The organism is Thalassospira sp. MIT1004, assembly GCF_001858545.1.
In the GTDB taxonomy this organism is placed as follows: Bacteria; Pseudomonadota; Alphaproteobacteria; order Rhodospirillales; family Thalassospiraceae; genus Thalassospira; species Thalassospira xiamenensis.
Genome location: NZ_MCAO01000011.1, coordinates 219,225 through 245,167 on the forward strand (window position 1 = coordinate 219,225; position 25,943 = coordinate 245,167).

The following is a 25,943-nucleotide window of genomic DNA, read 5'->3' on the forward strand; positions in this document are numbered from 1 at the left end:
GATTTGGACAGCAACAGGTTATCATGACGCGCCCCAGTTTTGCCGATGGCAATACCACCCACCTGACTGTAGGTACGATTTCCCCCGGCATCGTGTTGCGTTGCGGGCCGGAAACCGCGATTGGTCAGGCCATCGACATGATGCGCGAAGCCAATTGCAGCTCCATCATCGTGACACAGGATCACCTGCCGATCGGAATCTGGACGGAAAAGGATTGCCTGTCCCTGCCCGCCGACTGCGAAGCCACCCTGAACGAGCCGATATCGAAATGGATGTCGGCCCCGGTTCACAGCATATCGGTCCATGCCACGCCCGAGGCCGCCATCATCCGTATGCGCGAACGCCATGTCCGTCATCTGGTCAGCGTGGATGCGGAAAACCGCCTTGCCGGAATCATCAGCCAGTCTGACCTGATCCGCCAACAGGGCAGTTGGCGCAAACTGGGCGATGGGGATGTCGGGGCCGCCATCCGCCGCACGACAATCTTTGTCGATGGCGATATCCCGATGTCGGAACTGCGCGCGCGCATGCATGATGCCAAATGCGATTGTGCGATTGTCTATGATCCGTCGGTCGCGACCGACCCGGTTTCGATGCTTGATCACACCGGGATCATTACCGAACGCGATATCCTGCGCAATCTTGCCAATGGCGATCACGCAACACCGGCCATCGAAATTGCCAGCCGTCCGCTGCGTGTCATTTCCGCCAAGTCCAGCCTGAACAACGCCCGCGACACGATGCTGGCCCAACATATCCGCCATCTTGCGGTCATTGATGAAACCGGCAATGTCATCGGTGTTCTGTCATTCGCCGATCTGCTGGAATTCATCGAACAGGATTACTTCGCCCATCTCAGGTCCGTGATGGAGGGCCGCGATGTCGAACTGACCAAGGCCCGCCGGTCGCTGTTTCTGGCAGACAAGATCATTGAAACATCGCCGGACGGGATCATGGTCTGTGCCGCCGATGGCACGATCGAACTGGTCAATCCGGCCTTCACCCGGGTCACGGGTTACAACGCATCGGACGTGATCGGCAAAAACCCCAATATCCTGCAATCGGGTCGTCAGTCTCGCGAATTTTACACCTCGATGTGGCGCGATATTCAACAGCACGGCAAATGGGAAGGCGAAATCTGGAACCGCCGCAAATCCGGCGAAATTTATCCCGAATGGCTGTCGATCATCGCGATCCGTGATGCCGATGGCCAGATCAGCCAGTATGCCTCGATCTTTACCGACATCAGCGAACGCAAGAAAAACCGCGAAGACATTCTGCGGCTTGCCCATATTGACGAACTGACCGGCTATCCCAATCGCCGCCGGTTCCTTGAACTGCTGGCCCACGGCATCGGCGAGTCCCGCCGCAAGGGAACCCGCCTGACGATCCTGCTGCTCGATATCGATAATTTCCAGCGGGTGAACAACACACTGGGACACAGTGACGGTGACGACGTTCTGGTCGAAGTTGCCCGTCGGCTGCATCGCCGTCTGGATCAGGGGGGTGTTCTGGCGCGTGTTGGTGCGGATGAATATGCCATTCTGCTTTCGGGGGGGACTTCCGCCGATGATGATGCCGCACTGGCCGATGATCTTTTAAAAGCGTTAAACCAACCGCACCTGACCAGCAAGGGACAGGAAATCTATATTTCGGCCAGCATCGGCATCGCATCCTTCCCGCACGACGCCAACGATACCGCCAATCTTTTGCGCAATGCCGAAATTGCGATGATGCATTCCAAGGAACAGGGCCGAAACCGGTTCAGCCGCTATAACCGCGCCAGTCATTCACGCAGCGATGCCGACCTTGCCCTTGAAAGTGCCCTGCGTCAGGCGCTGGATCGCGATGAATTTCATCTGGTCTATCAACCGCAATTCGAAGCCCGCACCGGCAACCTGCACGGCGTCGAAGCCCTGTTGCGCTGGAACCATCCGCAACGGGGGGCGATCCCCCCCTCGGTCTTTGTTCCGGTAGCCGAGGAAATGGGCGTGATCGGCGAACTGGGGCGCTGGGTATTGCGTCACGCCTGCCGTCAGGCGGTCGCATGGCGTGAAAAGGGCCTGCACAACGTCACGATGGCGGTGAATGTCTCGGTCCAGCAATTCTATGGCACCATTGATCTTGCCGAACAGATCAGAACCATTCTGGTCGAAAAGGGCATGGCGGCAGACCGGCTGGAAATAGAAATCACCGAAAGCCTGTTCATGCAGAATATCGAAGAAATGCGCGCCAACATGCAGCGCATTCGCGATCTGGGCGTCAAAATCGCACTCGATGATTTTGGCACCGGTTTTTCCAGTCTCAGCTACCTGCGCAAACTGCCGTTTGACACGATCAAGATGGATCGCAGTTTTGTCGACGACATCAATCAGGGACGCGAAGGCAGTGCGCTTGCGATCACCATCCTGAATATGGCGCAGAACCTGCACAAAAAATGCGTCGCCGAAGGTGTCGAAACCAACGCGCAGCTCAAACTGCTGCGCGATGCCGGATGCGATTACATACAGGGATACCTTCTGGGCAAACCGATGTGCGCTGATGAAATCCTCACCCTGTCTCAGCAAAGACCGGCCGAAGCCTCCTGATCCGGTTTGATCCCCAGCAAAAAGGGCGGGGAAATTCCCCGCCCTTCGCATGTCTTCTGCTGTGAAAAAAGCGGCCTAAAGCACGCCAAGTCCCTTCAGCAGAATGAAGGCAATCGCAAGCGGTGCGATGAACTTCACGATAATGCCCCAGCCATTGATCCAGAACGGCACCACGCCATTATGGGCGGCAATATCTTCCTTGGCCTTGCCCCAGACAACCCAGCCGACAAACAGCGAGATGAACAGGCCACCAATCGGCAGCAGCAATTTCGAGCTGACATAATCCATCAGATCAAAGAAGCCGAGGCCAAAGATCTTGAACTCGCCCATAAGCCCCATCGACAGCGAGGACGGAATCCCCAGCAGGAAGATGATCACCCCCACCGTGATCGATGCCCATTTGCGGCTGATGCCACGGTCATCAACGAAATAGGCAACAACCACCTCAAGGATCGAAACCGCCGACGTCAATGCCGCAATACCCAGCAACAGGAAGAACATGAACGCAAAGATCGACCCCATCGGCATATGCGCAAACACCGCTGGCAACGTAATAAAGGTCAGCCCCGGACCGGCACTTGGATCAAAGCCGAATGCAAACACGGCTGGCAGGATCAAAAGACCGGCCATGACCGCAACCGACGTATCAAGCAGCGTCACCCAACCGGCCGAACTGGCGATATTTTCCTTTTTGCTCAGATACGAGCCATAGGTAATCATCGCCCCCATCCCAAGCGAAAGCGAGAAGAACGCCTGCGAAAGCGCTTCCGATACCGTTGCCCATGTCACTTTGGAAAAGTCCGGCGACAGCAGGAAGGCAATGCCTTCGCCCGCACCCGGCAGGGTCACGGAACGCACGATCAGCACCAGCAACAACGCAAACAGGGCCGGCATCAAAATCTTTGACGCACGTTCAATACCCGAACCAACACCCGCCAGGACGACAAAAACCGTCAACGCCATGAAGATCGCATGATAGATCAGCGGCGAAACCGGATCGGCAATGAACCCGCCAAAGATGCTGCCCAATGCGGCCGGATCTTCAATCGCCAGCGCCCCGGTGATCGATTTGACCATATAGGAAATCGTCCAGCCGGCGACGACACTGTAAAATGACAGGATGATAAAGGCAGCCGCAACACCACAAAGCCCCACCAGCGGCCATGCACCGCCCTTGAGCTTTGCAAACGCGCCAATGGCGTTCTTTGCCGTCATCCGGCCAATGACCATTTCAGCCAGCATGACCGACAGGCCAATGGTGAAAACCAGCGCCAGATAAATCAGCAAGAAGGCACCACCGCCATTCTCGCCCGCCATATAGGGAAACTTCCAGATGTTGCCCAGCCCCACCGCCGACCCAGCAGCCGCCAGGATAAAGCCGAGGCGTGACCCCCAATGCTCTCGTTTAATCATTGCCTGCAAACCTTTCTTGGACTGGCATCCGCGGTAAGTCGCTCCCGCCGCAGTGCCGGTTCCTCATTTTTCTCTATAAACGCAAAGGTGATTTCACCTCACGCATTCCGTGAAGACCTTTTGCCTCCTTTCGGAATTGACCGGAGCTAATAACACCGATCTCCCGAAATCTCCTGTCTAAATTGCCGTGTTTTGCGCAAAAATCGGTCGTTTTGGCGCAAACGGACCTTTCAACGCCTTGTGATTGGTGGTTGATAGGCATTTTGGGGCATCATCCATCCATGAAACAGCTTCGCCCCATTATCTTCATGCTTGGAACCGCGTTCATGGGTGGTTTATCGCTGGCACATGCTGGCGAGTCCACGTCACCCCGCGCCGTGATCGAGCTTTACACATCCGAAGGATGCAATTCCTGCCCTCCGGCGGATCGTGTTCTTTACGAATTAAATCAGGAACATGGTGACCTTCTTGCCCTGTCGTTTCATGTCGATTACTGGAACTATCTGGGCTGGGAAGATCCGTTTTCCAGTGCGGCCAATACCGAACGGCAACGCGAATATGCTGGTCGCATGCGTGAACGCTATGTCTATACCCCGCAGGTCGTGATCAACGGCGATCAGGTCGTTCGCGCCACCGACAAAGGCCGAATCGTCACCACCAGCAATGAAACGACCCCGCTTCGGGAATGGGCGGAACTGGCCCTGCTATCAGATAATCGAACCAGCCCCGCCAGTGGCAAATTAAAGCTCGGCATGCTCAATACCCCGCCTGCCGGGCAGTCCTATCAGCTTTGGCTGATCGGGTTTGATCGCGAACAGGCACGCGATGTCCGGTCTGGCGAAAATGCCGGGCGGCGTCTGGTTCATGCCAATGTCGTGCGCGAAATGATCGATCTTGGGCAGTGGGACGGCAAGCCGCGCGAACTTGATTTCGCCCTGAACCAGCCTTGCGACGGTGGTGTCGCGGTCCTTGTGCAGGAAGGCCGCGGCGGCCCGGTTCGAAGTGCCTCGGTCATCCGCTTCTGATCTGCTATCGCTTTGCCCGCGCCGCAGCCGATTTTTGATCGCTGCGGCGTTTCGCGTCTTTTTGGATTGATTTGAAACAATGTCATCACATCCAATGTCGGATAAAGCATGATTAATGACGTCGGGCGCGGTATAGAAAAAGCGCATCCGGCATGAATTCCGACAGTCAAACGAGTTAGATGACAGTTTTTACCGGTTCTGATCTGACCTGTCTGCGTGGCGAACGTCTGGTCTTTGGCGATCTTTCCTTTAGCGCCAATACCGGCGATGCCGTGATGCTGCGCGGTCGCAATGGTGCAGGAAAATCAAGCCTTTTGCGCCTGATGGCGGGCCTCATGGCCCCGCGCCGCGGCACCATCCGCTGGCAGGGTGACGATATCGCCGATGATAAAATCGGCCATCGCGCGCGCCTGCATTACCTTGGTCATCAGGACGCGATCAAACCGGTCCTGACCGTTCGCGATAATCTGCGCCTGTGGGCCGAACTGCGCGGTATTTCCGATATTGATGCCGAAATCGATCAGGCGCTTCGCGCCCTTGATATTCATCACCTTGGCAAAACCGCCGGGCGATATCTTTCAAGTGGTCAAAAACGCCGCACCGCCCTTGCCCGTATCCTGCTGGGCCAAAGCGACCTTTGGCTGCTCGACGAGCCGACCGTTGGCCTTGATCGCGAAAGCTGTGCCGAACTGGCGCGTCTGATCGCCGAATTCCGGGCCAAAGGCGGCATCGTGATTTATTCCACCCATGTCGATCTGGATATCGCGGCACCGATCATCCTTGATCTTGATCCGTTTGCCATCCCGATGATGGAATGGCTGATCGAACATGATGATGAAGATGCCAACCAGCATCTCTCACTCGACATGGATCAAGGCAGAACGACGGAGGCCGCGATATGAATGCCTTTGTCGCCATCCTGCGTCGTGATTTGCGATTGGCCCTGCGTCAGGGTGCGGATTCCGTGATGGTGGTTGCCTTCTTTATCGTAACCACCACCCTGTTTCCGTTCGGTGTCGGCCCCGAAGCCAATATTCTGGCGCGCATTGCATCGGGTGTGATCTGGGTCTCGGCCCTGCTGGCGGCCATGCTGTCACTCGAACGTGTCTTTCAGACCGATTACGAGGATGGCACGCTGGAATTGCTGACCCTGTCGCCTGCACCGCTGGAATTGCTGGTTCTGGGCAAGGTGTGCGCCCATTGGCTGACGACCGGCCTGCCGCTGATTATTGCGGCACCCGTGATGGCCGTGATGCTCAATATGGATCAGGATGGCTTTGGCACCCTGATGATCGCCATGCTGATCGGCACACCGGCACTCAGCCTGATCGGGGCGATTGGTGCGGCACTGATTTTGGGGGCACGACGCGGCGGTGTGCTGGTGTCATTGCTGGTCCTGCCACTATATATACCGGTACTGATTTTCGGTGCCGGTGCGGTCGAGGCCGCATTGCTTGGCATTTCCGCCCAGGCACAGTTACAGATCATGGGGGCGATCCTGTTACTGTCTTTGGCTGCCGCCCCGTTTGCCACGGCCCATGCCATCCGGCAGGCCGTGGAATAACTTAAAACAGACGACCTTCGGCGGCATCGCCGCAAACGGACGAGAGAAAATGCATCGTTTCGCCAAACCAAGCGTGTTTCTGAAACTGACCGGGGCCATGATGCCCTGGGTGGTCGCGCTGACCGTCATTCTGACCGCCGCCGGGCTTTATCTGGCCCTGATCGGATCGCCGGTTGACTATCAGCAGGGCAACACCGTCCGCATCATGTATATCCACGTGCCCGCGGCATGGATGGGACTGTTCTGTTATGTCGGCATGGCTCTTTGCGGGGCCATGAGCCTGATCTGGAAACATCCGCTTGCCGATATCTGCGCGCGCGCCACCGCACCGGTTGGCGCAACATTCACCGCCCTTACGCTTGTTACCGGGTCGCTTTGGGGCGAACCGATGTGGGGAACATGGTGGGTGTGGGATGCGCGTCTGACATCAATGCTGATCCTGCTGTTCCTCTATCTTGGCTATATCGCGCTTGTGAATGCCTTTGACGATCCCGAACGCGGATCAAAGGCCGGATCGGCCCTGGCACTGGTGGGCGCGATCAATGTGCCGATCGTCAAATTTTCCGTCGACTGGTGGAATACCCTGCATCAACCGGCATCGGTTGCCCGCATGGGCGGGCCCAGCATCGATCCCAGCATGCTCGCCCCGCTTCTGATCATGGCCTTTGCCTTCACCGGTTATTATTTCATCGTTCTGGTGCTGCGCGTTCGCCTTGAACTCAACCAGCGGCGCATCCGTGCGCTTCAACTCAGCGGCCTGTTTGACGAACGCCCCGTTGCCAGCGGCGATCATGACGAACTCGCCTATGATCAGGGTCACAACGCCGGAGCCAGCAAATGAACGAATTCTTCTCAATGGGCGGCTATGGCAGCTATATCTGGGCCAGTTACGGTATCGCAGCCCTTGCGATGATCATTCTTCTGATCATGACCCTGCGTGGCCTTCGTCAAAGCCAGACCGAACTTGATCAGCTTGAAACTGTTCTGAAAGCTCGCCGTCCCAGACGTGCCCGCACAACAGACCAGTCCCCGACTTCCTGAGCCCAAGCCTTCCTGAGCGGAGAATATCAAAGTGTCTCTTTCGCGTGCCAAATCCCGCAAACGTCAACGCATGTATATCGTCATGGCTGCCCTTCTGGCGGTCGGGGCGGCGGCTGCCTTGGCCCTTACGGCATTTGAAGATTCGGTTGTGTTCTTCTTCAGCCCGACCGAAATCGCCGAAAAATCGCCGATTGATCCCGATCAGCGCCTGCGCGTCGGCGGCCTCGTCGAAGAAGGATCGCTTAAAAAACTCGGCGGCGGTGAAACCGTCACCTTTATCGTCACCGACATGGCAAATGCGGTCACCATTTCCTATACCGGCATCCTTCCCGACCTGTTCCGCGAAGGCCAGGGCGTCGTCGCCGAGGGCCATATGGGTTCCGAGGGCCAGTTCATCGCATCCGAAGTTCTGGCCAAGCATGATGAAAACTACATGCCGCCCGAGGTCGCTGACTCATTGAAAAAAAGCGGTTATTGGGAAGAAATCGAAGCCCGCAACGCCGAAGAGATGCGTAATTAAGCCACATTCTGCCATCATAAAAACCTCATATTGAAGCCATCAAAGCGGCATTAAACTGGGTGGATGCCTTGCTGTTTGACAGCAGGGGCTGAGTGGTGTTCGTTTGGTGAACACCACATATCGGGGAAATCTGAAGAACGCATGATCGCAGAGTTTGGACATTTTGCCCTTATCCTGATTCTTGCATTGGGAACCTGTCAGGCCGTCCTGTTCTGTCCGGCCCTGTTTCGCGCAAGCTATCGCGCGCTCGGCCCGACAACGACAATGACACCGGCAATTGCCGGCGGAACCTTGCCAGATGGACTGACCGGCAATATCCGGACTTCCGAAAATGTCGGTTTCGGTGTCTGGCCCCTGCCCTTTGCCATGTGCGTTCTGGCAATCATTGCCGAAGCCGCCCTGATCCATTCCTTTATTGTCAGTGATTTTACCCTGCCCGTGGTGGCCGATTACAGTCATTCATCTACCCCGATGATTTACCGTATCGGTGCCTCCGTCATCTCCGATAGCGGCGCCATGCTGTTCTGGGTTGCGACCAGCACACTGGCGACACTGATATACGCGCTGCAAAGCATTGCGCGCGGCGTTACCGAACAGGATCGTGTCGCCCTTGGTATCCTTGGCATCATTGTCGCCCTTCTGGCGGCGGTAACAATCATTGACGCCGATCCGTTTATCCGGTCGGGCATCGCACCGCTTGACGGCAACGGTCTTGATCCGGAATTGCAGGACCTTGCCGGTATGGCACGCGGGCCGATCCTGTATGCCGGTCTTGCCGGATTATCGGTGATTTTCGCGGTGACCTTTGCCGCACTGCCGGGTGCGAAGCTTGACCGTGCATGGTCGGAACAACTGCGCCCGTGGACGATGATTTCCTGGACATTGCTGGGCGGTGCCATCGCCATCAACGCCTACCGTGCTTATACCGAACAGGCATGGGGCAACTGGTGGTACTGGGATACATCCGAAAATGCATTATTGCTACCCTGGCTGTTGACCACGGCATTCCTGCATTGTCGGGCCGTTCTTGAAAAAACCGAAACCCTGAAACCCTGGACGGCTCTTTTGGCGCTGTCGGCCTTTGCTGCCGGCTGGTTCGGGACATTCCTCGTACGCTCCGATCTATTGGGTCCGTTGCCAACCGCCCTGCTCAGCAGCGGCGACGCTGTTGCCCTTCTGGTTGCCTTCTGCGTTCTGTTTGGCGGGGCCTATTTCATGTTCTGGCGGTGCGCGACCGACATGATCGATGACAAGGACTTCTCGCTGGTATCGCGCGAAAGCGGCATGTTCCTCAACAGTGTGATGCTCTCGGTTGCGGCGGCCACCGTTCTGATCGGCACCATTTATCCGCTGTTCCTGCGCTGGCTGGGCGGCGATATCATCACGGTTGGCCCACCGTTCTTTGTTCAGGCCCTGATCCCGATCGGTTTGCCGCTTCTGTTTCTGATGGGCTTTGCCCCGACGCTGCGCTGGCGCAAGGACGAGGCATGGCAGATCGGGCGGCGGATGAAGCTGGCCGCCATGATGTCGCTGATCGTGATCCTGTTTGTCTGGATGCGCTTTATCGATGCGTCTCCCCTGCCATTGCTCGGGATCGGTCTTGCGGCCTGGGTCTTTACCGCCGCCCTTGGTGATCTTTGGGAACGCCTGTGGCGTCAACCCGACCACGGCGAAGGCAAATACCGCAATCTCCAGCTTCTTGGCCCCCGCTATCTCAGCATGACCTTTGCCCATATCGGGATCGCCATCCTGATCGCCGGGGGATCGGCCAGTGCCATCTGGGAACAGCAGATATCGCTTTCGGCGCGCACCGGACAAAGTATTCAGATCGGCCCCTATAACCTGCAATACGAAGGTGTGGCGCTGCTGCCCGGTGAAAACTTCGCCACCCGCAAGGCGACCTTCATCATCTATCGCAACGCCCAGCCGGTCGCCGAACTGTTCCCCGAAGTCCGCTATTATCCGATCCGCGGCATCGAAACCAAGGAAGCCGATATCTGGCATGGACGCGATGGGGATTTGCATGTTTCCGTTGGCGAACGGGCCGAAGATGGCGGGCGTGTCGTGACCGTCCGGTTCCTGCCAATGATGCCCTGGGTTTGGGGCGGAATGTTACTGATGCTGATCGGCGGTGCTATCAGTATCTGTACGCGCATTATCCTGCGCTATAAGAAAAACGGAGTTCCCGCTTCATGAGATTCTGGATCGCAGTCATCCCGCTGGTACTCTTTGCTGCTCTTGCCGGTGTCTTTCTGACGAATATTGGTAAAGATACATCTGTTGTGCCGTCGGCCTTGCTGGGTAAACCGGCACCCGATTTCCAGTTGCCCCCATTGCCAGGCCGTGACCGCGGATTGTCACGCGCCGATATATCCAAGGGCGAGGTGTCGGTTCTGAACGTGTTCGCCAGCTGGTGCATTCCATGTCGTGCGGAACATCCGCTCATCAAGCGCCTCGCGCGTGAGGCTGACGTTCCGGTTTATGGCCTGAACTACAAGGAAAAAGACCCGCAGGACGGTGTCAACTGGCTGGATGAACTTGGCGATCCCTATGCCGCGGTCGGGATGGATTTATCCGGGCGAACCGGTATTGATTTCGGGGTCTATGGCGTGCCGGAAACCTTTATTATCGATGGCACCGGTCAGATCCGGTACAAACATGTCGGGCCCATCTCAAATCAGGTTCTTGAAGAAGTCTTGCTGCCAAAGATTGCGGAGTTAAAAGGATGATCCGTCGAAATTGTTCACTGTTCGCGGCCCTTGTCATTCTGCTGGGCCTGCATACGGCCCCGGCTCTTGCCGTCAATCCCGACGAGATGCTGACCAATCCCAAGCTTGAAGAACGCGCGCGCGACATCAGTCAGGGCTTGCGCTGTCTGGTCTGTCAAAACCAGTCTATTGACGATTCCGATGCCGATCTGGCCCGTGATCTGCGCATTCTGGTGCGCGAACGTCTGGTGGCTGGCGACAGCAACGAAGAAGTCGTTGATTACATCGTCGAACGCTATGGCGATTATGTTCTGCTGAACCCGCCGCTGAAACCCGAAACCTACATCCTGTGGATCAGCCCGGCCGTTCTGGCATTTCTGGCCCTGATTGCGGTGATCGCCTTTTACCGCCGCAAACAGCGCGAAGACGGTGCAGGCCCGAAATCGCTTTCCAATCAGGAACAGAAGCGGCTTGATGAAATCCTTGGCACGTCACAGGATCGCTCTTAACGATGCAGTTTGGCCGCCCCGCATATAGTATTCTCCCGTCGCGAGGTTCCTTTTGATCTGGCTTGGCCTTGTCATACTTGCCGCGTTTGGCGGGCTTGCAATCTATGCCAGCCTGCCGCGTCGGCCTGCGGGGGTGGATAACCACAATACACCCGATGCCCGCCGCGCCTTTGGCCCGATGGCGCGGATCGGCTTTTCAACCCTGCCCGTGATTGCCGCAGTTATTTTGTATAGCGCGATCGGCATGCCACAAATTCCGTCGCGTCCCTATTCCGAACGGGCGGGCGAACGCAATCTTGCCGCCGCTGCGGCCGCGGCAAACGATGTGACCGATCCAGACTTTCAGACCGATCAGCAAATCCGCCGGCTGCTCAGCCAGATCGTCCTGTCGCTCGAAGCCAATCCCCGCAATTTGCAGGGCTGGGTCGTTCTGGCGCGTGGGTCATTGCGTCTGGGCGATATCGAGCGGGCGGTTGCCGCCTTTGCGCGTGCCTATGCGCTTTCCGGTCATAATCCGTTACTCGCTATCGAATATGCCGATACACGCATTACCGCCCAACAAGGCCAGATTGACAAGGTGTCACGCGATCTGATCCTGCATGCGCTTGGCCAGATGCCAAACCATCAGCTCAGCCGCTATTACTATGGCATGATGCTCAAACAGCAGGACAAGTATCAGCAGGCCCTGAATGTCTTTACCGATCTCTACCGTGACATTCCAAAGGACGACCCGCTCAGCGGTGCGACCGAGGCGGAAATACAATTGCTGAACGCAGAAATCGCCGACGCAACACAGGCCGAACCGAACTAAAGCGTTTTGTGCCCTTCGCTATTGCGTAATCAGGGGACAACCGGTTTTGGTTGCCAGTTCCGGATCACATTTCGGATCGGTACAGATCATGTCGAACTGCTCCAGCTTGGCAAAAAGCATCGGCTTGATGACATTGAACTTTGTTGAATCGACAACAAGGATCTTGTTGGCCGCGGTCTCAAGAACCGCCTGTTTGATATCAACCTCATGGGGGTTGGAACAACTGACACCCCGGCTGATATTGACCCCGCCCGCCGACATGAAGGCGGTATTGATATTCAGGTTCAGAATGGCATTCACGCTGTTGCTATCGGCAAAGGATGCCGAAGACGCGTGATACATCCCGCCCAGCATGATGACCCGAAGGCCCGGCTTTTTGCACAGGATTTCGGCAACATTGATCGAATAGCAGATCGCCGTGATATCCCGATTTTCTGGTAACGCATTGGCGAGATAGGGAATGGTCGTCCCGCAATCAAGAAATATGGTATCGCCCGGTTTGACATAACGCGCGGCAATCTGACAGGCTGTGCGTTTGAGATCGGTATGCGAACCGCGTTCACGGTCCAAGATGTATCCAAGGCCACCGGCTGCTGGCGACTTGAGCGTGATGTACCCCCCCATATATGTGAAAATATTTTCACAATTGGCGACATCACGGCGGACCGTCATTTCCGAAACGCCCAGCAGATCGGCGGCATCCTTCAACCGAATGACATTGCTGACCTCCAGATTGCGGGTCAGGGCTTCTATCCGGTCCTGCGATTTGATCGACATTCAGACTCCGTTCACTGCCGATATACTGGCTGACAGGCCACAGACACACCTGAAATGATGTCGATAGCCACTCAGCACAACCATAAATTTCATCCTAAAACCCCTGATTATAGCGAGACGGGCAGCAACTCAATCAAGTTCTGTTCTGATATGTTTTTGGCTTGACCGGATGTTAACCCGATGACAGGATCATTTCAATAAATGTTAAAAATTTAACAAAACGGCGATAGCAACCCGTTATCGTCGAGGGAAACGTTACATGTCGAATGCTCCACTTCCCGCCGTTGCAGGCGATCTTGCCGCTTATATTGATCACACCCTTCTGGCGGCCGATGCCACCCCCGATCAGATTGTCTCGCTGTGCGCCGATGCGCGAAAACACGCTTTCAAGGCGGTCTGTGTCAATCCGATCTATATCCCGCTGGTCGTGCGCGAACTGGCCGATACCAATGTTCTGGCATGCTCGGTGGTGTGTTTCCCGTTCGGGGCCGATCCGGTTTCCGCCAAGGTTTCCGAAACCCGCTGGGTGGTTGAACAGGGTGCCCGCGAAGTCGATATGGTCATAGCACTTGGCCTGCTCAAGGCTGGCGATACCGATGCCGTTCGCGCCGATATTGCCGCGGTAAAAGAAGCCTGTGGCGATGCCACCCTCAAGGTCATCATCGAAACAGCCCTGCTCACCGACGAACAGAAAGTCCTTGCCTGCGAACTGTCCAGACAGGCCGGTGCTGATTTCGTCAAAACCTCGACCGGTTTCGCCGGCGGTGGTGCCACTGCCGAAGACATCGCCCTGATGCGCAAAACCGTTGGCCCGGATATCGGGGTCAAGGCGTCGGGTGGGGTTCGCACCACCGAAGACGCATTCAAGATGATTGCAGCCGGGGCATCACGCATCGGTGCCAGCGCCAGCATTAAGATTATCGGTCAGTAAACGGTGCCGGTGGCCGCATCCCGGCCACCGGAAAATTGCTGTTTTCGGAACGAACCGCATGAAAAGCCTTGGCTTTCATGCCAATAAGACGCAGAAAACTGCCAGCTAAAAAAACGATTTCAATTTGGAGGTAACAATGAACAAGCTTCTTTCATCGCTTGTCGTCGCCGGTTCCCTGCTTGCAGGTGCGGCCCATGCAGACGAAGCGGTCAAAACGCCGGACATCATTTCGAAATTCACATCCGAAACCACCGGCAAGGAATATTCCATCGCCACCGTGGTCAAGGTTGACGGTATCGCATGGTTTGACCGTATGCGCGAAGGTGTCGAACAGTTCGGCGCAGACACCGGTCACGATACCTGGATGGTCGGACCGAGTGCCGCGGACGCTGCCGCACAGGTGCAGCTGATTGAAAACCTGATCGCACAGGGCGTTGATGCCATCAACATCGTGCCGTTCTCGGTCGAAGCCGTCGAACCGGTTCTGAAAAAGGCCCGTGACCGCGGTATCATCGTGATCGCCCACGAAGCATCAAACCTGAAAAACGCCGACTACATCCTCGAAGCGTTTGATAACAAGGCATATGGCGCGAAGCTGATGGAAGTCCTCGGGACCTCCATGGGTGGCAAGGGCAAATATGCCGCCACCGTCGGCAGCCTGACCTCCAAATCCCAGAATGAATGGATCGACGGTGCCGTCGAATACCAGAAAGAACATTTCCCGGACATGGAACTGGCGACCGAGCGTCTCGAAACCTATGACGACGCCAACACCGACTACACCAAACTCAAAGAAACCCTGACCACCTACCCGGACCTTCAGGGTATCGTTGGCGGCCCGATGCCGACCTCGGCAGGTGCCGGTCGTCTGATCGCCGAACGCGGTCTTCAGGGTAAACTGCACTTCGCAGGGACCGGTCTGGTGTCGGTTGCCGGTGAATATCTGGCAAATGGCGACATCGAATACATCCAGTTCTGGGATCCGGCGGTTGCTGGCTATGCCATGAACATGCTGGCCATTATGGCGCTCGACGGCAAAGGCGACCAGATCAAGGCTGGTCTCGACCTTGGCCTTCCGGGTTACACCAATCTCAGCACCCCGGAAGGCAGCAATGCCAACCTGGTTTATGGCCAGGGCTGGGTCGGTGTGACCAAGGAAAACATGGACAAGTATAACTTCTGATTTCATCCTTTGGTGAAGGCGTCCATTAAGGACGCCTTCATTTTATTATGAGATCAGGCCCTTTGTTTCACGTTGACGGGCTTGTCATGTCTGAAAATTTCATTGAATTGCGAAACGTCCGGAAAGAATTTGCCGGCGTTGTTGCGCTTAAGGATCTTTCGCTGACGATCCGAAAAGGCGAAATCCACTGTCTTGCCGGTGAAAACGGTTCGGGCAAATCGACCCTGATCAAGATCATGTCCGGTGTATATCAGCCAAATGCCGGCGAGATTTACATTGATGGCAACAAGGTTGAAAGCCTGTCTCCCATGGCATCCATCGAACATGGGGTGCAGGTGATCTATCAGGACTTCTCCCTGTTCGGGAACCTGACCGTGGCCGAAAACCTTGCCATGAATGTGCAGCTTCGCGAACAGCGTCAGGTTCTGAACTGGCGCAAGGTCCGCGAGATTGCCAAGGAAGCGGTCAAACGTCTCGGGGTTGATCTTGACCTTGATACCGATGTCGAAAAACTGTCCACGGCGGGCAAACAGCTTGTCGCGATTGCCCGTGCGCTGATGTCAGATGCCCGTCTGATCATCATGGACGAACCGACAACCGCCCTGACCGGCAAGGAAATCGAAACGCTTTTTCGCATCGTCAAGGATATCCAGTCGCGCGGGATTGCCATTTTGTTTGTCAGTCACAAAATGCGCGAAATGCTGGAAATCAGCGAACATATCACCGTCATCCGTAACGGTCAGAAAGTGGCCGACGGCCCGACCGGTGATTTTGACGAAGCCCTGATCACCCGTCACATGACCGGGTCTGATATCATTTCCGAACCCTATATCTGGGACCAGCAGAAATATGGTTCGATGCCGCCGCGCATTGAAACCAAAAACCTGACCCACGGAAACGATCTCGACAATATCAACCTCGCGATCAAACCGGGCGAGATTGTCGGTGTTTCCGGCCTGCTTGGATCGGGTCGTACCGAACTGGCCCTGTCCCTGTTTGGCATGATGCCCGGTTACAACGGCACCATTTCGATCAACGGCACGCAAACCGTGCTCGATACGCCGCAAAAGGCGATCAGGGCCGGGGTTGCCTATGTTCCCGAAGACCGTCTCAGCGAAGGACTGTTTCTAACCCAGGGCATTGATCGCAACATGCTTGCGACCAGTTACGAAAAACTGGCCCCCGGCCTGCTGATTGATCAGAACAAGGCCGAAGAATGGGTTGAAACCATGATCCGCGACATGCAGATCGCAACCCCCACCGGCAAAAAGCTGGTCAAGGAACTCTCTGGCGGCAACCAGCAACGTGTGGTGATTGCCCGCTGGCTTCTGACCAATGCCAAATTCCTGATCCTGAACGGCCCGACCGTCGGGGTGGATGTCGGATCGAAGGCGGAAATTCACCGGATCATTCGCGAACTGGCCCAAAAAGAAGGGCTGGCCGTGCTGATGATTTCCGACGACGTGCCGGAACTGGTCCATAACTGTAACCGTATTGTCCTGATGCATCGCGGAGCCTTTGTCGAGGAAATGGCATCTGCCGATACCTCCGAAGACCAGATCAGCGACAAGCTCAAGAATTTAACGTAAGGAAAAACTCGATGGCCTGGTTTCAAAAATCAGAGGTGGTCATCGCGGGCATTCTTGTGCTTGCCATGATCCTGATCGGGCTGGTCAACCCCGCCTTCTGGAGCCTGGACAACATGTTCAGTCTTCTGCGCAGCAACGTGATCATCGGCATCATGGCGCTTGGCGTTTTGCTGGTGATGATTTCCGGCGGGATTGATGTTTCGTTCCCGGCATTCGCTGTTGCCGCGATGTATCTGACCATCAAGGGCATGCTGTATTTCAATTATGACGGTGTTGTCCTGCCCTTCGTTGCCGCGGCGACCATGGGGGCGCTGTTTGGCTGTCTGAATGCGTTCTTTGTTTATAAATTCCGCATGATCCCGCTGATCGTGACCTTGGGTACGGGCAGCATGGTGCGCGGGTTCCTGCTGGGTGTTGTTGGCACCAGCATGATCAACATCAACAAAATGCCCGATGCCCTGATTGATTTCGGAAAGTCCGATATCATCAGCATGGTCAAACCCGATGGCACAACCTATGGCCTGACCGCGATGGTTGCTGTCTATGTCGTTCTGGCCGTGGCCCTGCATATTGTGCTGCGTTATACCATGATCGGCCGCGGGGTTTATGCCATGGGCGGCGATCCCGAAGCCGCCAGCCGCGTTGGCTTCAACATCCGCAAGATCACCTTCTTCATCTATTGTGTGGCCGGGGCCCTGGCCGGGTTTGCCGGCCTCCTGCACAGCGGCATGATCTGGCTTGCCAACCCGCGTGATTTCGTCGGTCTTGAACTGGACGTCATCGCGGCTGTGGTTCTGGGCGGTGCTTCCATCTTTGGGGGGCGCGGTTCCGTTCTGGGAACCATGCTGGGTGTGTTCATGCTGGTGATGGTGAAAAACAGCCTGATCATCATGAAGATCGACACGACGTGGCAGCGCGTTGTTGTCGGCGTCATCATTGTAATTGCCACCGCCATTACGGCATGGCGTGACCGCCGTGCGAATGCGTGAGGGGGCCGATATGAAACGTGAACTCGATTTCCGCAACCTTCTGAACAAGGACAACAATATCGTTCAGCTGATCGCCATGACGATCCTGATCTTTGTTGTCATGACCGCCCTTAGCCCGGATAAATTCCTGCGCTATTACAATTTTGAATCCATCACCTACACCTTCCCGGAACTCGGCCTTCTGTCGATTGCGATGATGATTGCCATGCTGACCGGCGGCATTGACCTTTCGGTGATCGGCATTGCCAACCTGTCGGGGATCTTTGCCGGGGTGATGTTCAAGAAATTCGCTACCGACGCCGGTGTTGCCGATACCGGTTTTGGCATTGTTCTGCTGGGTGGCGTTGTCGCCCTTGGCACCGGGCTTGTCGCCGGGGCTTTGAACGGTCTGTTGATTACCCGGTTAAAAATCACGCCCATTCTGGCGACCCTTGGCACCGGGCAGGTCTTTACCGGCCTTGCCATTGTCATGACCGGCGGCCCGGCAATTGTCGGCTTCCCCGAAGCCTGGGCCTTTATCGGCAATGGCAAGATCTTTGGGCTGGCAACGCCGTTTGTCCTGTTCGTGGTTCTGGCCTGCCTGATCGCCTTCATGTTGCGCCGCACGACCTTTGGCATCAATCTGATGCTGATCGGTACCAACCCGAAGGCCGCCCTGTTTGCCGGTCTGAAACGCGAAAAGATGGTCCTGCTCAGCTACATGCTGACCGGGGTGATGGCGTCCATCGCCGGAATCATTCTTTCGGGGCGTACCAATGCGGCAAAGTCGGATTACGGCACATCCTATCTGCTTCAGGCGGTTCTGATTGCGGTTCTGGGCGGCACCAACCCGGCCGGTGGCCGTGGCACGGTGCTCGGTGTGTCGATCGCGGTTGCGGCCCTGATGCTGCTGTCAAGCGGCTTCCAGATTCTGCGGTTTTCCAACCATCTGATCGATTTTATCTGGGGCGTGTTCCTTCTGCTGGTGATTGCGCTCAACGCCTATAAAAACCGTTCGCGTTAAACGAGGTGACTTCATGACTGCGTCAACCAAGGTTAACCTGCGCAAAACCTTCTTCGGCGACGCCGAACATGTCATCGCATCGCATGGTGGCATGACGGCCAGCCTGTTTCGCTATGAAACCGGCATCGAAGCAGTCCGGCTGAAAAACGAACGCGGCTATCTGGTCATTCTGCCCTTCATGGGGCAGATGATCTGGGATGCGGTGTTTGATGGCGTGGATCTGACCATGGAAAACATGTTCAGCATGCCGCGCCCGGCCAACGTCATTGTCGAAACCTATGGCTGTTTTGCGTTCCATTCGGGGCTGCTGACCAATGGCTGCCCCGGTCCGACCGATACCCATCCGCTGCATGGCGAAATGCCCTGTGCCGAAATGGACAGTGCCGCCATTGAATTTGGCCATGACGACGACGGTGCCTTTATGGCGATCAGTGGCACCCGCGAATATGTCATGGGCTTCGGGGCGCATTACATGGCGCGGCCCCGTGTGGTTCTGCGCCCGGATGCGACGCTTTTCGATATTCAGATGAATGTCGAAAACCTGTCGGGTGCGGCAATGGACCTGATGTATATGTGCCACGTCAATTTCGCGTTCTGTGATGGCGCACAAATCATCCAGCCCGCCGGTTTCACTCCCACCGACACCATCGTTCGCACCGAAGTCCCGGCCCATGTGCCGCGCAACCCGGATTACGATGCGTTTCTTGAAACGCTGGCGCAAAATCCGGCGGCGATGGAAACCCTCGACGAACCGCATCGCTATGATCCCGAACAGGTGTTTTACATCCGCAACGCCAAAACCGATGCGCATGGCAACACTGCCTGTATGATGCGCCGCGTCGAAGGCGATGCGTTTCACATTGCCTATAACACCAATGATTTTCCCAAAACGGTCCGCTGGATACTGGCCAATCAGGATCAGAAGGTCGCGGCCTTTGCCCTGCCATCCACCTGCGAACCCGAAGGCTTCAACGCCGAAAAAGCCAAGGGACATGTCATTTCCCTGCGATCTGGCGAAAGCCGGAATTTCTCGGTAAGGCTGGGCTATATGACGCAGGCCGAAAGTGACACGGCCGAACAGGCGATCCGTTCGCTGTAAATCAGGAGAATGAATATGGCAGGCAAAATTGCCATTGTCGGAAGCAACATGGTCGATCTGATCACCTATACGGATCGTATGCCGTTGCCCGGCGAAACCATCGAAGCACCACGTTTCGAAATGGGATGTGGCGGCAAGGGGGCCAATCAGGCCATCGCGGCTGCACGTCTTGGCGCCGATGTCATGATGGTCACCAAGGTCGGCGACGATATCTTTGCCGATAACACCATCCGCAATTTCGAAACATCGGGCATTGATACCCGCTTTGTCGAACGGGTACCGGGCACCTCAAGCGGCGTCGCCCCGATCTTTGTCGAACCGTCAGGCGAAAACTGCATCCTGATTGTCAAAGGGGCCAATGCACAACTGTCCCCGGCCGATGTCGACCGTGCTGCCGATGCGCTCAAGGAATGCGACCTGATTTTGATGCAGCTCGAAATTCCGCTGGAAACGGTGTATCACACCGTCGCCTTTGGTGCCGAACATGGCATTGAAACGCTGGTTAATCCGGCCCCGGCCCCGGCTGACCTCGACAGCACCAAAATCGAAAAGGCCACATTCCTCGTCCCGAACCAGACGGAACTTGCGACGATTTCGGGTATGGCCGTGAATTCATTGGCCGATGCCGAAGCCGCCGCAAGAAGCCTGATCGCACGTGGTGTCAAAACCGTAATTGTGACACTGGGCGGTGATGGCGCGCTTCTGATCAATGGGAACGATGCGGCGGTTCATATTGATCCGGTATCGGTCAAACCGGTTGATACGACCGGTGCTGGCGATGCCTTTATCGGCAGCTTTGCGCGCTACTATGCCGAAAACCGTGACGTCAAAGCCGCCCTTGAAATGGCCGTGCGGTATGCGGCTGACAGCATCACCCGTCCCGGCACGCAGAAATCATATGCAACCGTGCAGGATTTCGAAAAGTTCTGCCAATCGCTGTAATCAGGTCTGATCTTCGGACAACAAAAAAACGGGTGCAGGAGACTGCGCCCGTTTTTTATGTGGTCCGACGACACGGCACAGATTGCACCGTCCCCTAGGAACCAATCAGATACAGCACACCCAGCAAAGCCGCGACAATAAGAATGAAAGTTCCCGCGACCGCCACAAATCGCATCACCGGATGCAGTTTGGCAAGTTCCGTGGTTTCATCGCTCTGTGATTTATGGCCGCCTGCTTCGCGTTCCTTGTGAAACCGGCGAAGCGCCTCATCGCCACTCATCGGTGGCATCTGCATCCGGTCGAGAACCGTTCCCTGATCACGACGATCAGATGCCGGTTCACCATTGCGATTATTGTCTGCGGTCATCAATCCCGGTCAGCGTTCGGCGGTCAGGCCGTCATCACCAGCACCAAGGTCCTGCGACTGGTAAACCGGCCACTTCCCCGCAGCAAGACGATCAAGCGACGGGCTGTCCTGTCCCAGACGCGAACGATACATCCAAAGGTTCGCCATCACACGCTCGATAAACAGGCGCGTTTCACGCGACGGAATGCTTTCGATGAAATAAAGCGGATCTTCGTTATCCTTCAGCGCCTTCTGCCAGCGCCCCAGATTGCCGATCCCGCCATTATAAGCCGCCATCAACTGCAAGAAGCCGTTATCGACCCCGTTCTGCCCCAGAAGATGATCGACATATTTCTGACCCAGCGACAGGTTGACTTCCGGCTCGTAAAGTTCTGCACGCTTTTCACCGCGATAACGGGTATTGCCGATATAGCTTGCGGTTGCGGGCATCAGCTGCATCAAACCACGCGCCCCGGCGTGGCTCCGCGCCTCGGCATTGAAGCCGGATTCCTGACGCATCAACGCATAAATCAGCGCCCGGTCGACTTCATAACCGCCTTCCGGTGCCCATGGCGGAATCGGATAAAGCGCATTGACGATGACCTCGCCGGTTTTCTGCGCGATATAACCGCCCAGACGCATGGTCAGCGACGCAAAATTGGCACTATCGGCAAGCGCCAGGGCCGCACGGCGCAGCTTGGCATCGTCGCTGGCTGCAGCCTTGCGCAATTCCTGTTCGGCCTCTTCACGCCTGTCGATCTGGATCAGGGCAAGGGCACGACGGCCATGCGGATCCAGTTTCAGCTTGTTGGCGCGATTTTCATCAAGCGCCAGACTGTCCCAGTCAAACACGTCATCCCGGCCAAGCGACCGCAACGCCAGAAGCCCATAAAACGACCGCGGATATTCCGCGGCCATCTGCAACAATTTGTCGGCTTCAACAAAACGCCCGGCGGCCAGATCAATACGTGCGGCCCAGAACGCCCCGGCCGACCGCGTCCAGCTTGACGCATAGTCGTTCTTGGTCAGGGCCACAAAATGGTCATGCGCCTGATCCATCTTGCCCAGCCGCCACGCCGTCAGACCCGCCGTCCAATGCGCCTGCGGCAGATATTTGCCCGACCGCTTTGCGGCTTCGGCGGCATGGCGCAAAGCCAGATCGGGCTTGCCGAAATAATAATATCCCGATGCAATCGATGTTCTGGATTCGTCCTGCTCATAGGCATCAAACAAACGCTTGGTTTCCAGTGCCTCAAGAACCTCAAGCGCGCCTGTCGGCCAACCGCCGCCGATCCGCTGGCGAATGCGGCGTTTCAGAACCGAAACGCGCGAACGCTGTGCCGATGAAAGGCTTTTGGTCGATTTGTGGTAATAGGGACGGATATCTTCGTAATCATATCCGGCACCGTTGACATACCCGCCAACCGGTTTCTTCGGATAGGTGGCATTGCCACGACGTTGCAACGCCAGTTTATAGATGGTCGGCGCTTCGGGCAGATCGGCATAAAGTGCCAGCCAGTCCTTCAATTCCTTGTAGCGCGACCGATACGCCGTCGGATGCAGATAGCGCTGTGCTTGGACATGCCCCATCAGCAGGTCATCGGACAGACGCGAAATCAGGTTGTCCGCATCCTTCCAGCGGCCCTGCTCCTGCACGACAAAAATCTGTTCATAAAGTTCTGCATCACGCTTGGACAGCACAGTCGGTGTTTTGACCGAGCCCGCATCATCACTGGCCGCAGGCGCACTAAGGGCGGCCTGTTCCTTGGTCGCCTGGGCGTCGGTTACAGGCAGCGCCAATGCAATGGCACCCAGTGCGGTAATGAAAACGGTGCGCCGAAATGCCGATATGGCACGCGGCAGGCTTGTTTGTAGTGCTTCGATCAAAACCAGTCTTTCCCCTACGAGACTCCGGCAAAGCCGTGTTTGTATCCCGAAGCAGTTTCTCGTCGCAACCTGTAGAGTGCGGTGTCCCCCCGCATTTGGCAAAGATATATACCAGCAAAAGCCGGTGCCGCGAAATGATTTCTCCGAAATCAACCACTTGGCGGGGGTGGCCGCACATTGCCTGCCCGCTGCATATCGGCCATGCATCGTGCGTTTCGTAAGGTAATTTACGACAATTTCTGCGCCACGGCCCGCAAATCGCGCCACGCCATCCGTTTCTGTTCCGGTGTCCGAAGCAGATAGGCCGGATGGAACATGGCCGTCACATCGGCAACACTGGCAGCCCCTAGCGCCATTTCTTTCCACGTGCCGCGCAACCGGGTGATGCCGCGGTCTTCTTCCATCAGGGTCTTGGCCGCACTGCCGCCAAGGCAGATAACAACCTTTGGCCCGATCAGTTCAAGATGACGGCGGACAAATGGTTCGCACACCGCGATTTCGGCGGTGGTCGGCTGCCGGTTTCCCGGCGGACGCCAGGGCAGGATATTGGTGATATAGACTTCCTCGCGCGCAAAGCCGATGGATCGCAACATCGCATCAAGCAACTTGCCGCTCGGTCCGACAAAGGGTTCGCCCTGCCGGTCCTCTTCCGCCCCCGGTGCTTCACCCACCAGCACCAGCCGTGCTTCCGGGTTCCCCACGCCAAAGACGGTATTGCTGGCCGATTTCTTAAGTGCGCAGCCTTCGAACTTTTCGACCGCTTCCTTAAGATCGGCCAGATTTGTTGCCGCCGCGGCAAGGTCACGGGCCGATTGGCGGGCTTCATGTGGCGTATCGGATAACAGGAACCCTGCCCCCGGTGGCATGGGCGGCGGCGGGGTCATCGGGGTTGCACCACCGGCGGGCCGTGGCATCGCCGGGCGGGCAGCCGCGCCACCATTGGGCGGCAATGAAGCACGGCCGGGCTGGCCTGCTGCCTGTCGGCTCAGGCTTTCGGATGCCTTGAAACGGTCCAGCGGCTCGTCGGCAATCGCCTCGTCCGCGCCCATTTCAAACTGCCAGATCAATGCCTGCAGCGGGTCCAGGTTATTTACATCAAAATCTGTAATTGGTTTGCTCATCTACACAGGAACGGTGTATGTTGCGGCGCACTCTTTGGAATGGCGCATGGATTTCAATCGACTTTAACGATTTTGGATCACTTGCACCATATACAAACGTGACTCAAATCGGTACACCTATACCGATTAAACAATGAATGTGAGAAATCAGGGCTTGGGCGAGACTCTGATCGGTGAATACCGGCTTGTGACCCATACGGGCGAAAACAGTCCGAAACGGTCGGCAGCCAAAGGAGAGAGGCCATATGGAACGCGAATCCATGGAATTTGACGTGGTTGTCGTCGGTGCCGGTGTATCCGGTCTGTCGGCTGCCATTCGACTGATGCAACTCGCCCAGGAACATGAAAAAGAAATCACCGTATGTGTGGTGGAAAAAGGTTCCGAGGTCGGCGCGCATACGCTTTCGGGTGCGGTGATGGAACCGCGTTCGATGAACGAACTTTTCCCCGACTGGAAAGAACGCGGCGCACCGCTGAATGTCCCCGCTGGCAAGGACGAGTTCCTGATGCTGAGCGAAACCGGCGGTATCAAGCTCCCCACCCCACCGCAGATGCATAACAAGGGCAACTATATCGTCAGCCTCGGCAATGTCTGCCGCTGGCTTGGTGAACAGGCCGAAGCCATGGGGATCGAAGTTTATCCCGGCTTTGCCGCCGCCGAAGTCCTGTTTAACGAGGACGGTTCGGTCAAGGGGATCGCGACCGGCGATATGGGCATCCAACGCGATGGCACACCCGGCCCGAACCACGAACCGGGCATGGAACTGCATGCGAAATACACCTTCTTTGCCGAAGGCTGCCGTGGCTCGCTGTCCGAACAGCTGATCAAAAAATTCGACCTTCGCAAAAATTCCGATCCGCAAACCTATGGCATCGGGATCAAGGAACTGTGGGAAGTTGATCCCGAAGTTCACGAAGAAGGCAAAATCACCCATACCACCGGCTGGCCGCTTGATAAAAACACCTATGGCGGATCGTTCCTGTATCACCTTGATAACAATCAGGTCGTGGTCGGTTTTGTCATCGGGCTTGATTACGAAAACCCGCATCTCAGCCCGTTTGACGAATTCCAGCGGTTCAAAACCCATCCGAAAGTCCGCAAGATTTTCGAAAAGGGCCGCCGCATTTCTTACGGTGCGCGTGCGCTGAACGAAGGCGGTTTTCAATCGATCCCCGATCTGGTCTTCCCCGGTGGCTGCCTGATCGGTTGTTCGGCTGGCTTCATGAATGTCCCGAAAATCAAGGGTTCGCACACCGCGATGAAGACCGGCATGCTCGCCGCCGAGGCCGCGTTCGAGGCGCTAACTGCCGAAACGCCACCCGCCTCGATGGAAAGCTACCCGGAAAAACTTAAAAACAGCTGGGTCTATCCCGAACTGCACAAGGTCCGCAACATCCGCCCAAGCTTCGCCAAATGGGGCTTCTGGGGCGGCATGGCCTATAGTGCGGTTGATACCTATCTGTTGGGCGGCAAGGCCCCCTGGACCTTCAAGAACCATGCGGACCATACCTGCCTGAAACCGGCTACCGACATGCCGAAAATCGACTATCCGAAACCGGATGGCGTGGTCAGCTTCGACAAACTCTCGTCGGTGTTCCTGTCAAACACCAATCACGAAGAAGACCAGCCGATCCACCTGACGCTCAAGGATGCCAGCGTGCCGGTCGACGTCAACCTTGCGGTTTATGACGGGCCCGAAGCCCGCTTCTGCCCGGCTGGCGTTTACGAATTTGTCGCGGACGAGGACAAAGGCGGCAAACGCCTGCAAATCAACGCGCAGAACTGCGTGCATTGCAAGACGTGTGACATCAAGGACCCGACCCAGAACATCGTCTGGGTGGTGCCCGAAGGCGGCGGTGGCCCGAACTATCCCAATATGTAATGCTTGAAAAAGGG

At 56.4% G+C, this 25,943-nt stretch carries 24 protein-coding genes; 19 read left to right on the plus strand and 5 right to left on the minus strand.

Going from position 1 to position 25,943, the window contains the following annotated elements:
* The first annotated feature begins 23 nt into the window (after positions 1 to 23).
* Positions 24 to 2,588 carry an EAL domain-containing protein gene (locus tag BC440_RS05810; RefSeq protein ID WP_065701806.1) on the plus strand — a complete coding sequence of 855 codons (2,565 nt, stop codon included), beginning with the start codon at positions 24 to 26 and terminating at the stop codon, positions 2,586 to 2,588.
* A gap of 75 nt (positions 2,589 to 2,663) precedes the next feature.
* On the opposite strand, the gene BC440_RS05815 is transcribed toward BC440_RS05810, so the two are convergent.
* Positions 2,664 to 4,001 carry a sodium-dependent transporter gene (locus tag BC440_RS05815; RefSeq protein WP_007090220.1) on the minus strand — a complete coding sequence of 446 codons (1,338 nt, stop codon included), beginning with the start codon at positions 3,999 to 4,001 and terminating at the stop codon, positions 2,664 to 2,666.
* 281 nt (positions 4,002 to 4,282) lie between these two features.
* Here BC440_RS05815 and BC440_RS05820 point away from each other — a divergent pair, with 281 nt between their 5' ends.
* The 10 genes from BC440_RS05820 (at position 4,283) to BC440_RS05865 (ending at position 12,179) form a co-directional block, all read left to right on the plus strand.
* Positions 4,283 to 5,026 (plus strand): DUF1223 domain-containing protein, encoded by a 744-nt coding sequence (locus BC440_RS05820; RefSeq protein ID WP_065701807.1) that lies wholly within the window; start codon positions 4,283 to 4,285, stop codon positions 5,024 to 5,026.
* 179 nt (positions 5,027 to 5,205) lie between these two features.
* Positions 5,206 to 5,928, plus strand: a complete 723-nt coding sequence (ccmA, locus tag BC440_RS05825) for a heme ABC exporter ATP-binding protein CcmA (protein WP_007090222.1) — start codon at positions 5,206 to 5,208, stop codon at positions 5,926 to 5,928.
* On the plus strand, positions 5,925 to 6,590 hold the full coding sequence (gene ccmB, locus BC440_RS05830; RefSeq protein WP_007090223.1) for a heme exporter protein CcmB: 666 nt from the start codon (positions 5,925 to 5,927) through the stop codon (positions 6,588 to 6,590). Before ccmA ends, ccmB begins: the two co-directional genes overlap by 4 nt.
* A gap of 49 nt (positions 6,591 to 6,639) precedes the next feature.
* Positions 6,640 to 7,431 (plus strand): heme ABC transporter permease, encoded by a 792-nt coding sequence (locus tag BC440_RS05835; RefSeq protein WP_037987206.1) that lies wholly within the window; start codon positions 6,640 to 6,642, stop codon positions 7,429 to 7,431.
* Complete coding sequence (gene ccmD / locus BC440_RS05840) at positions 7,428 to 7,631, plus strand: heme exporter protein CcmD (protein ID WP_007090225.1); 204 nt, start codon at positions 7,428 to 7,430, stop codon at positions 7,629 to 7,631. Before BC440_RS05835 ends, ccmD begins: the two co-directional genes overlap by 4 nt.
* Positions 7,632 to 7,662: 31 nt before the next feature.
* Entirely contained in the window at positions 7,663 to 8,151 is a 489-nt protein-coding gene (gene ccmE / locus BC440_RS05845) for a cytochrome c maturation protein CcmE (RefSeq protein ID WP_007090226.1), read from the plus strand.
* A gap of 141 nt (positions 8,152 to 8,292) precedes the next feature.
* Positions 8,293 to 10,347 carry a cytochrome c-type biogenesis CcmF C-terminal domain-containing protein gene (locus BC440_RS05850; RefSeq protein WP_065701808.1) on the plus strand — a complete coding sequence of 685 codons (2,055 nt, stop codon included), beginning with the start codon at positions 8,293 to 8,295 and terminating at the stop codon, positions 10,345 to 10,347.
* Positions 10,344 to 10,880: a DsbE family thiol:disulfide interchange protein gene (locus BC440_RS05855; RefSeq protein WP_007090228.1), complete on the plus strand. Its 537-nt coding sequence runs from the start codon at positions 10,344 to 10,346 to the stop codon at positions 10,878 to 10,880. Before BC440_RS05850 ends, BC440_RS05855 begins: the two co-directional genes overlap by 4 nt.
* Entirely contained in the window at positions 10,877 to 11,368 is a 492-nt protein-coding gene (locus BC440_RS05860; RefSeq protein ID WP_063094197.1) for a cytochrome c-type biogenesis protein, read from the plus strand. Before BC440_RS05855 ends, BC440_RS05860 begins: the two co-directional genes overlap by 4 nt.
* 52 nt (positions 11,369 to 11,420) lie before the next feature.
* Positions 11,421 to 12,179, plus strand: a complete 759-nt coding sequence (locus BC440_RS05865; protein WP_065701809.1) for a cytochrome C biogenesis protein CcmI — start codon at positions 11,421 to 11,423, stop codon at positions 12,177 to 12,179.
* An 18-nt stretch (positions 12,180 to 12,197) separates the two neighbouring features.
* On the opposite strand, the gene BC440_RS05870 is transcribed toward BC440_RS05865, so the two are convergent.
* Positions 12,198 to 12,956, minus strand: a complete 759-nt coding sequence (locus BC440_RS05870) for a DeoR/GlpR family DNA-binding transcription regulator (RefSeq protein WP_007090231.1) — start codon at positions 12,954 to 12,956, stop codon at positions 12,198 to 12,200.
* Positions 12,957 to 13,215: 259 nt separating this feature from the next.
* Between BC440_RS05870 and deoC the strand changes: the two genes are divergently transcribed.
* From deoC to rbsK, 7 genes are all read left to right on the plus strand, one after another.
* Positions 13,216 to 13,887 carry a deoxyribose-phosphate aldolase gene (gene deoC, locus BC440_RS05875; RefSeq protein WP_037987192.1) on the plus strand — a complete coding sequence of 224 codons (672 nt, stop codon included), beginning with the start codon at positions 13,216 to 13,218 and terminating at the stop codon, positions 13,885 to 13,887.
* Between the two features lie 136 nt (positions 13,888 to 14,023).
* Positions 14,024 to 15,070 (plus strand): autoinducer 2 ABC transporter substrate-binding protein, encoded by a 1,047-nt coding sequence (locus BC440_RS05880; RefSeq protein ID WP_007090233.1) that lies wholly within the window; start codon positions 14,024 to 14,026, stop codon positions 15,068 to 15,070.
* 86 nt (positions 15,071 to 15,156) lie between these two features.
* On the plus strand, positions 15,157 to 16,659 hold the full coding sequence (locus BC440_RS05885) for a sugar ABC transporter ATP-binding protein (RefSeq protein ID WP_065702147.1): 1,503 nt from the start codon (positions 15,157 to 15,159) through the stop codon (positions 16,657 to 16,659).
* An 11-nt stretch (positions 16,660 to 16,670) separates the two neighbouring features.
* Positions 16,671 to 17,648, plus strand: coding sequence for an ABC transporter permease (locus BC440_RS05890; RefSeq protein ID WP_007090235.1), 978 nt, complete (start codon positions 16,671 to 16,673; stop codon positions 17,646 to 17,648).
* 10 nt (positions 17,649 to 17,658) lie between these two features.
* Positions 17,659 to 18,651: an ABC transporter permease gene (locus tag BC440_RS05895; RefSeq protein WP_037987469.1), complete on the plus strand. Its 993-nt coding sequence runs from the start codon at positions 17,659 to 17,661 to the stop codon at positions 18,649 to 18,651.
* A 13-nt stretch (positions 18,652 to 18,664) separates the two neighbouring features.
* On the plus strand, positions 18,665 to 19,750 hold the full coding sequence (locus BC440_RS05900) for an aldose 1-epimerase family protein (protein ID WP_065701810.1): 1,086 nt from the start codon (positions 18,665 to 18,667) through the stop codon (positions 19,748 to 19,750).
* Positions 19,751 to 19,765: 15 nt separating this feature from the next.
* Complete coding sequence (rbsK, locus tag BC440_RS05905; protein WP_007090238.1) at positions 19,766 to 20,692, plus strand: ribokinase; 927 nt, start codon at positions 19,766 to 19,768, stop codon at positions 20,690 to 20,692.
* Between the two features lie 94 nt (positions 20,693 to 20,786).
* On the opposite strand, the gene BC440_RS05910 is transcribed toward rbsK, so the two are convergent.
* The 3 genes from BC440_RS05910 to BC440_RS05920 all read right to left on the minus strand — a co-directional run bounded on the left by BC440_RS05910 (position 20,787) and on the right by BC440_RS05920 (position 24,046).
* Entirely contained in the window at positions 20,787 to 21,059 is a 273-nt protein-coding gene (locus BC440_RS05910; protein ID WP_007090239.1) for a hypothetical protein, read from the minus strand.
* A gap of 9 nt (positions 21,060 to 21,068) precedes the next feature.
* Complete coding sequence (locus BC440_RS05915; protein ID WP_065701811.1) at positions 21,069 to 22,925, minus strand: lytic transglycosylase domain-containing protein; 1,857 nt, start codon at positions 22,923 to 22,925, stop codon at positions 21,069 to 21,071.
* 227 nt (positions 22,926 to 23,152) lie between these two features.
* Positions 23,153 to 24,046, minus strand: a complete 894-nt coding sequence (locus BC440_RS05920) for a uracil-DNA glycosylase (protein WP_065701812.1) — start codon at positions 24,044 to 24,046, stop codon at positions 23,153 to 23,155.
* Between the two features lie 245 nt (positions 24,047 to 24,291).
* Between BC440_RS05920 and BC440_RS05925 the strand changes: the two genes are divergently transcribed.
* Positions 24,292 to 25,929, plus strand: a complete 1,638-nt coding sequence (locus tag BC440_RS05925; protein ID WP_065701813.1) for an electron transfer flavoprotein-ubiquinone oxidoreductase — start codon at positions 24,292 to 24,294, stop codon at positions 25,927 to 25,929.
* The last annotated feature ends 14 nt before the right edge of the window (positions 25,930 to 25,943 follow it).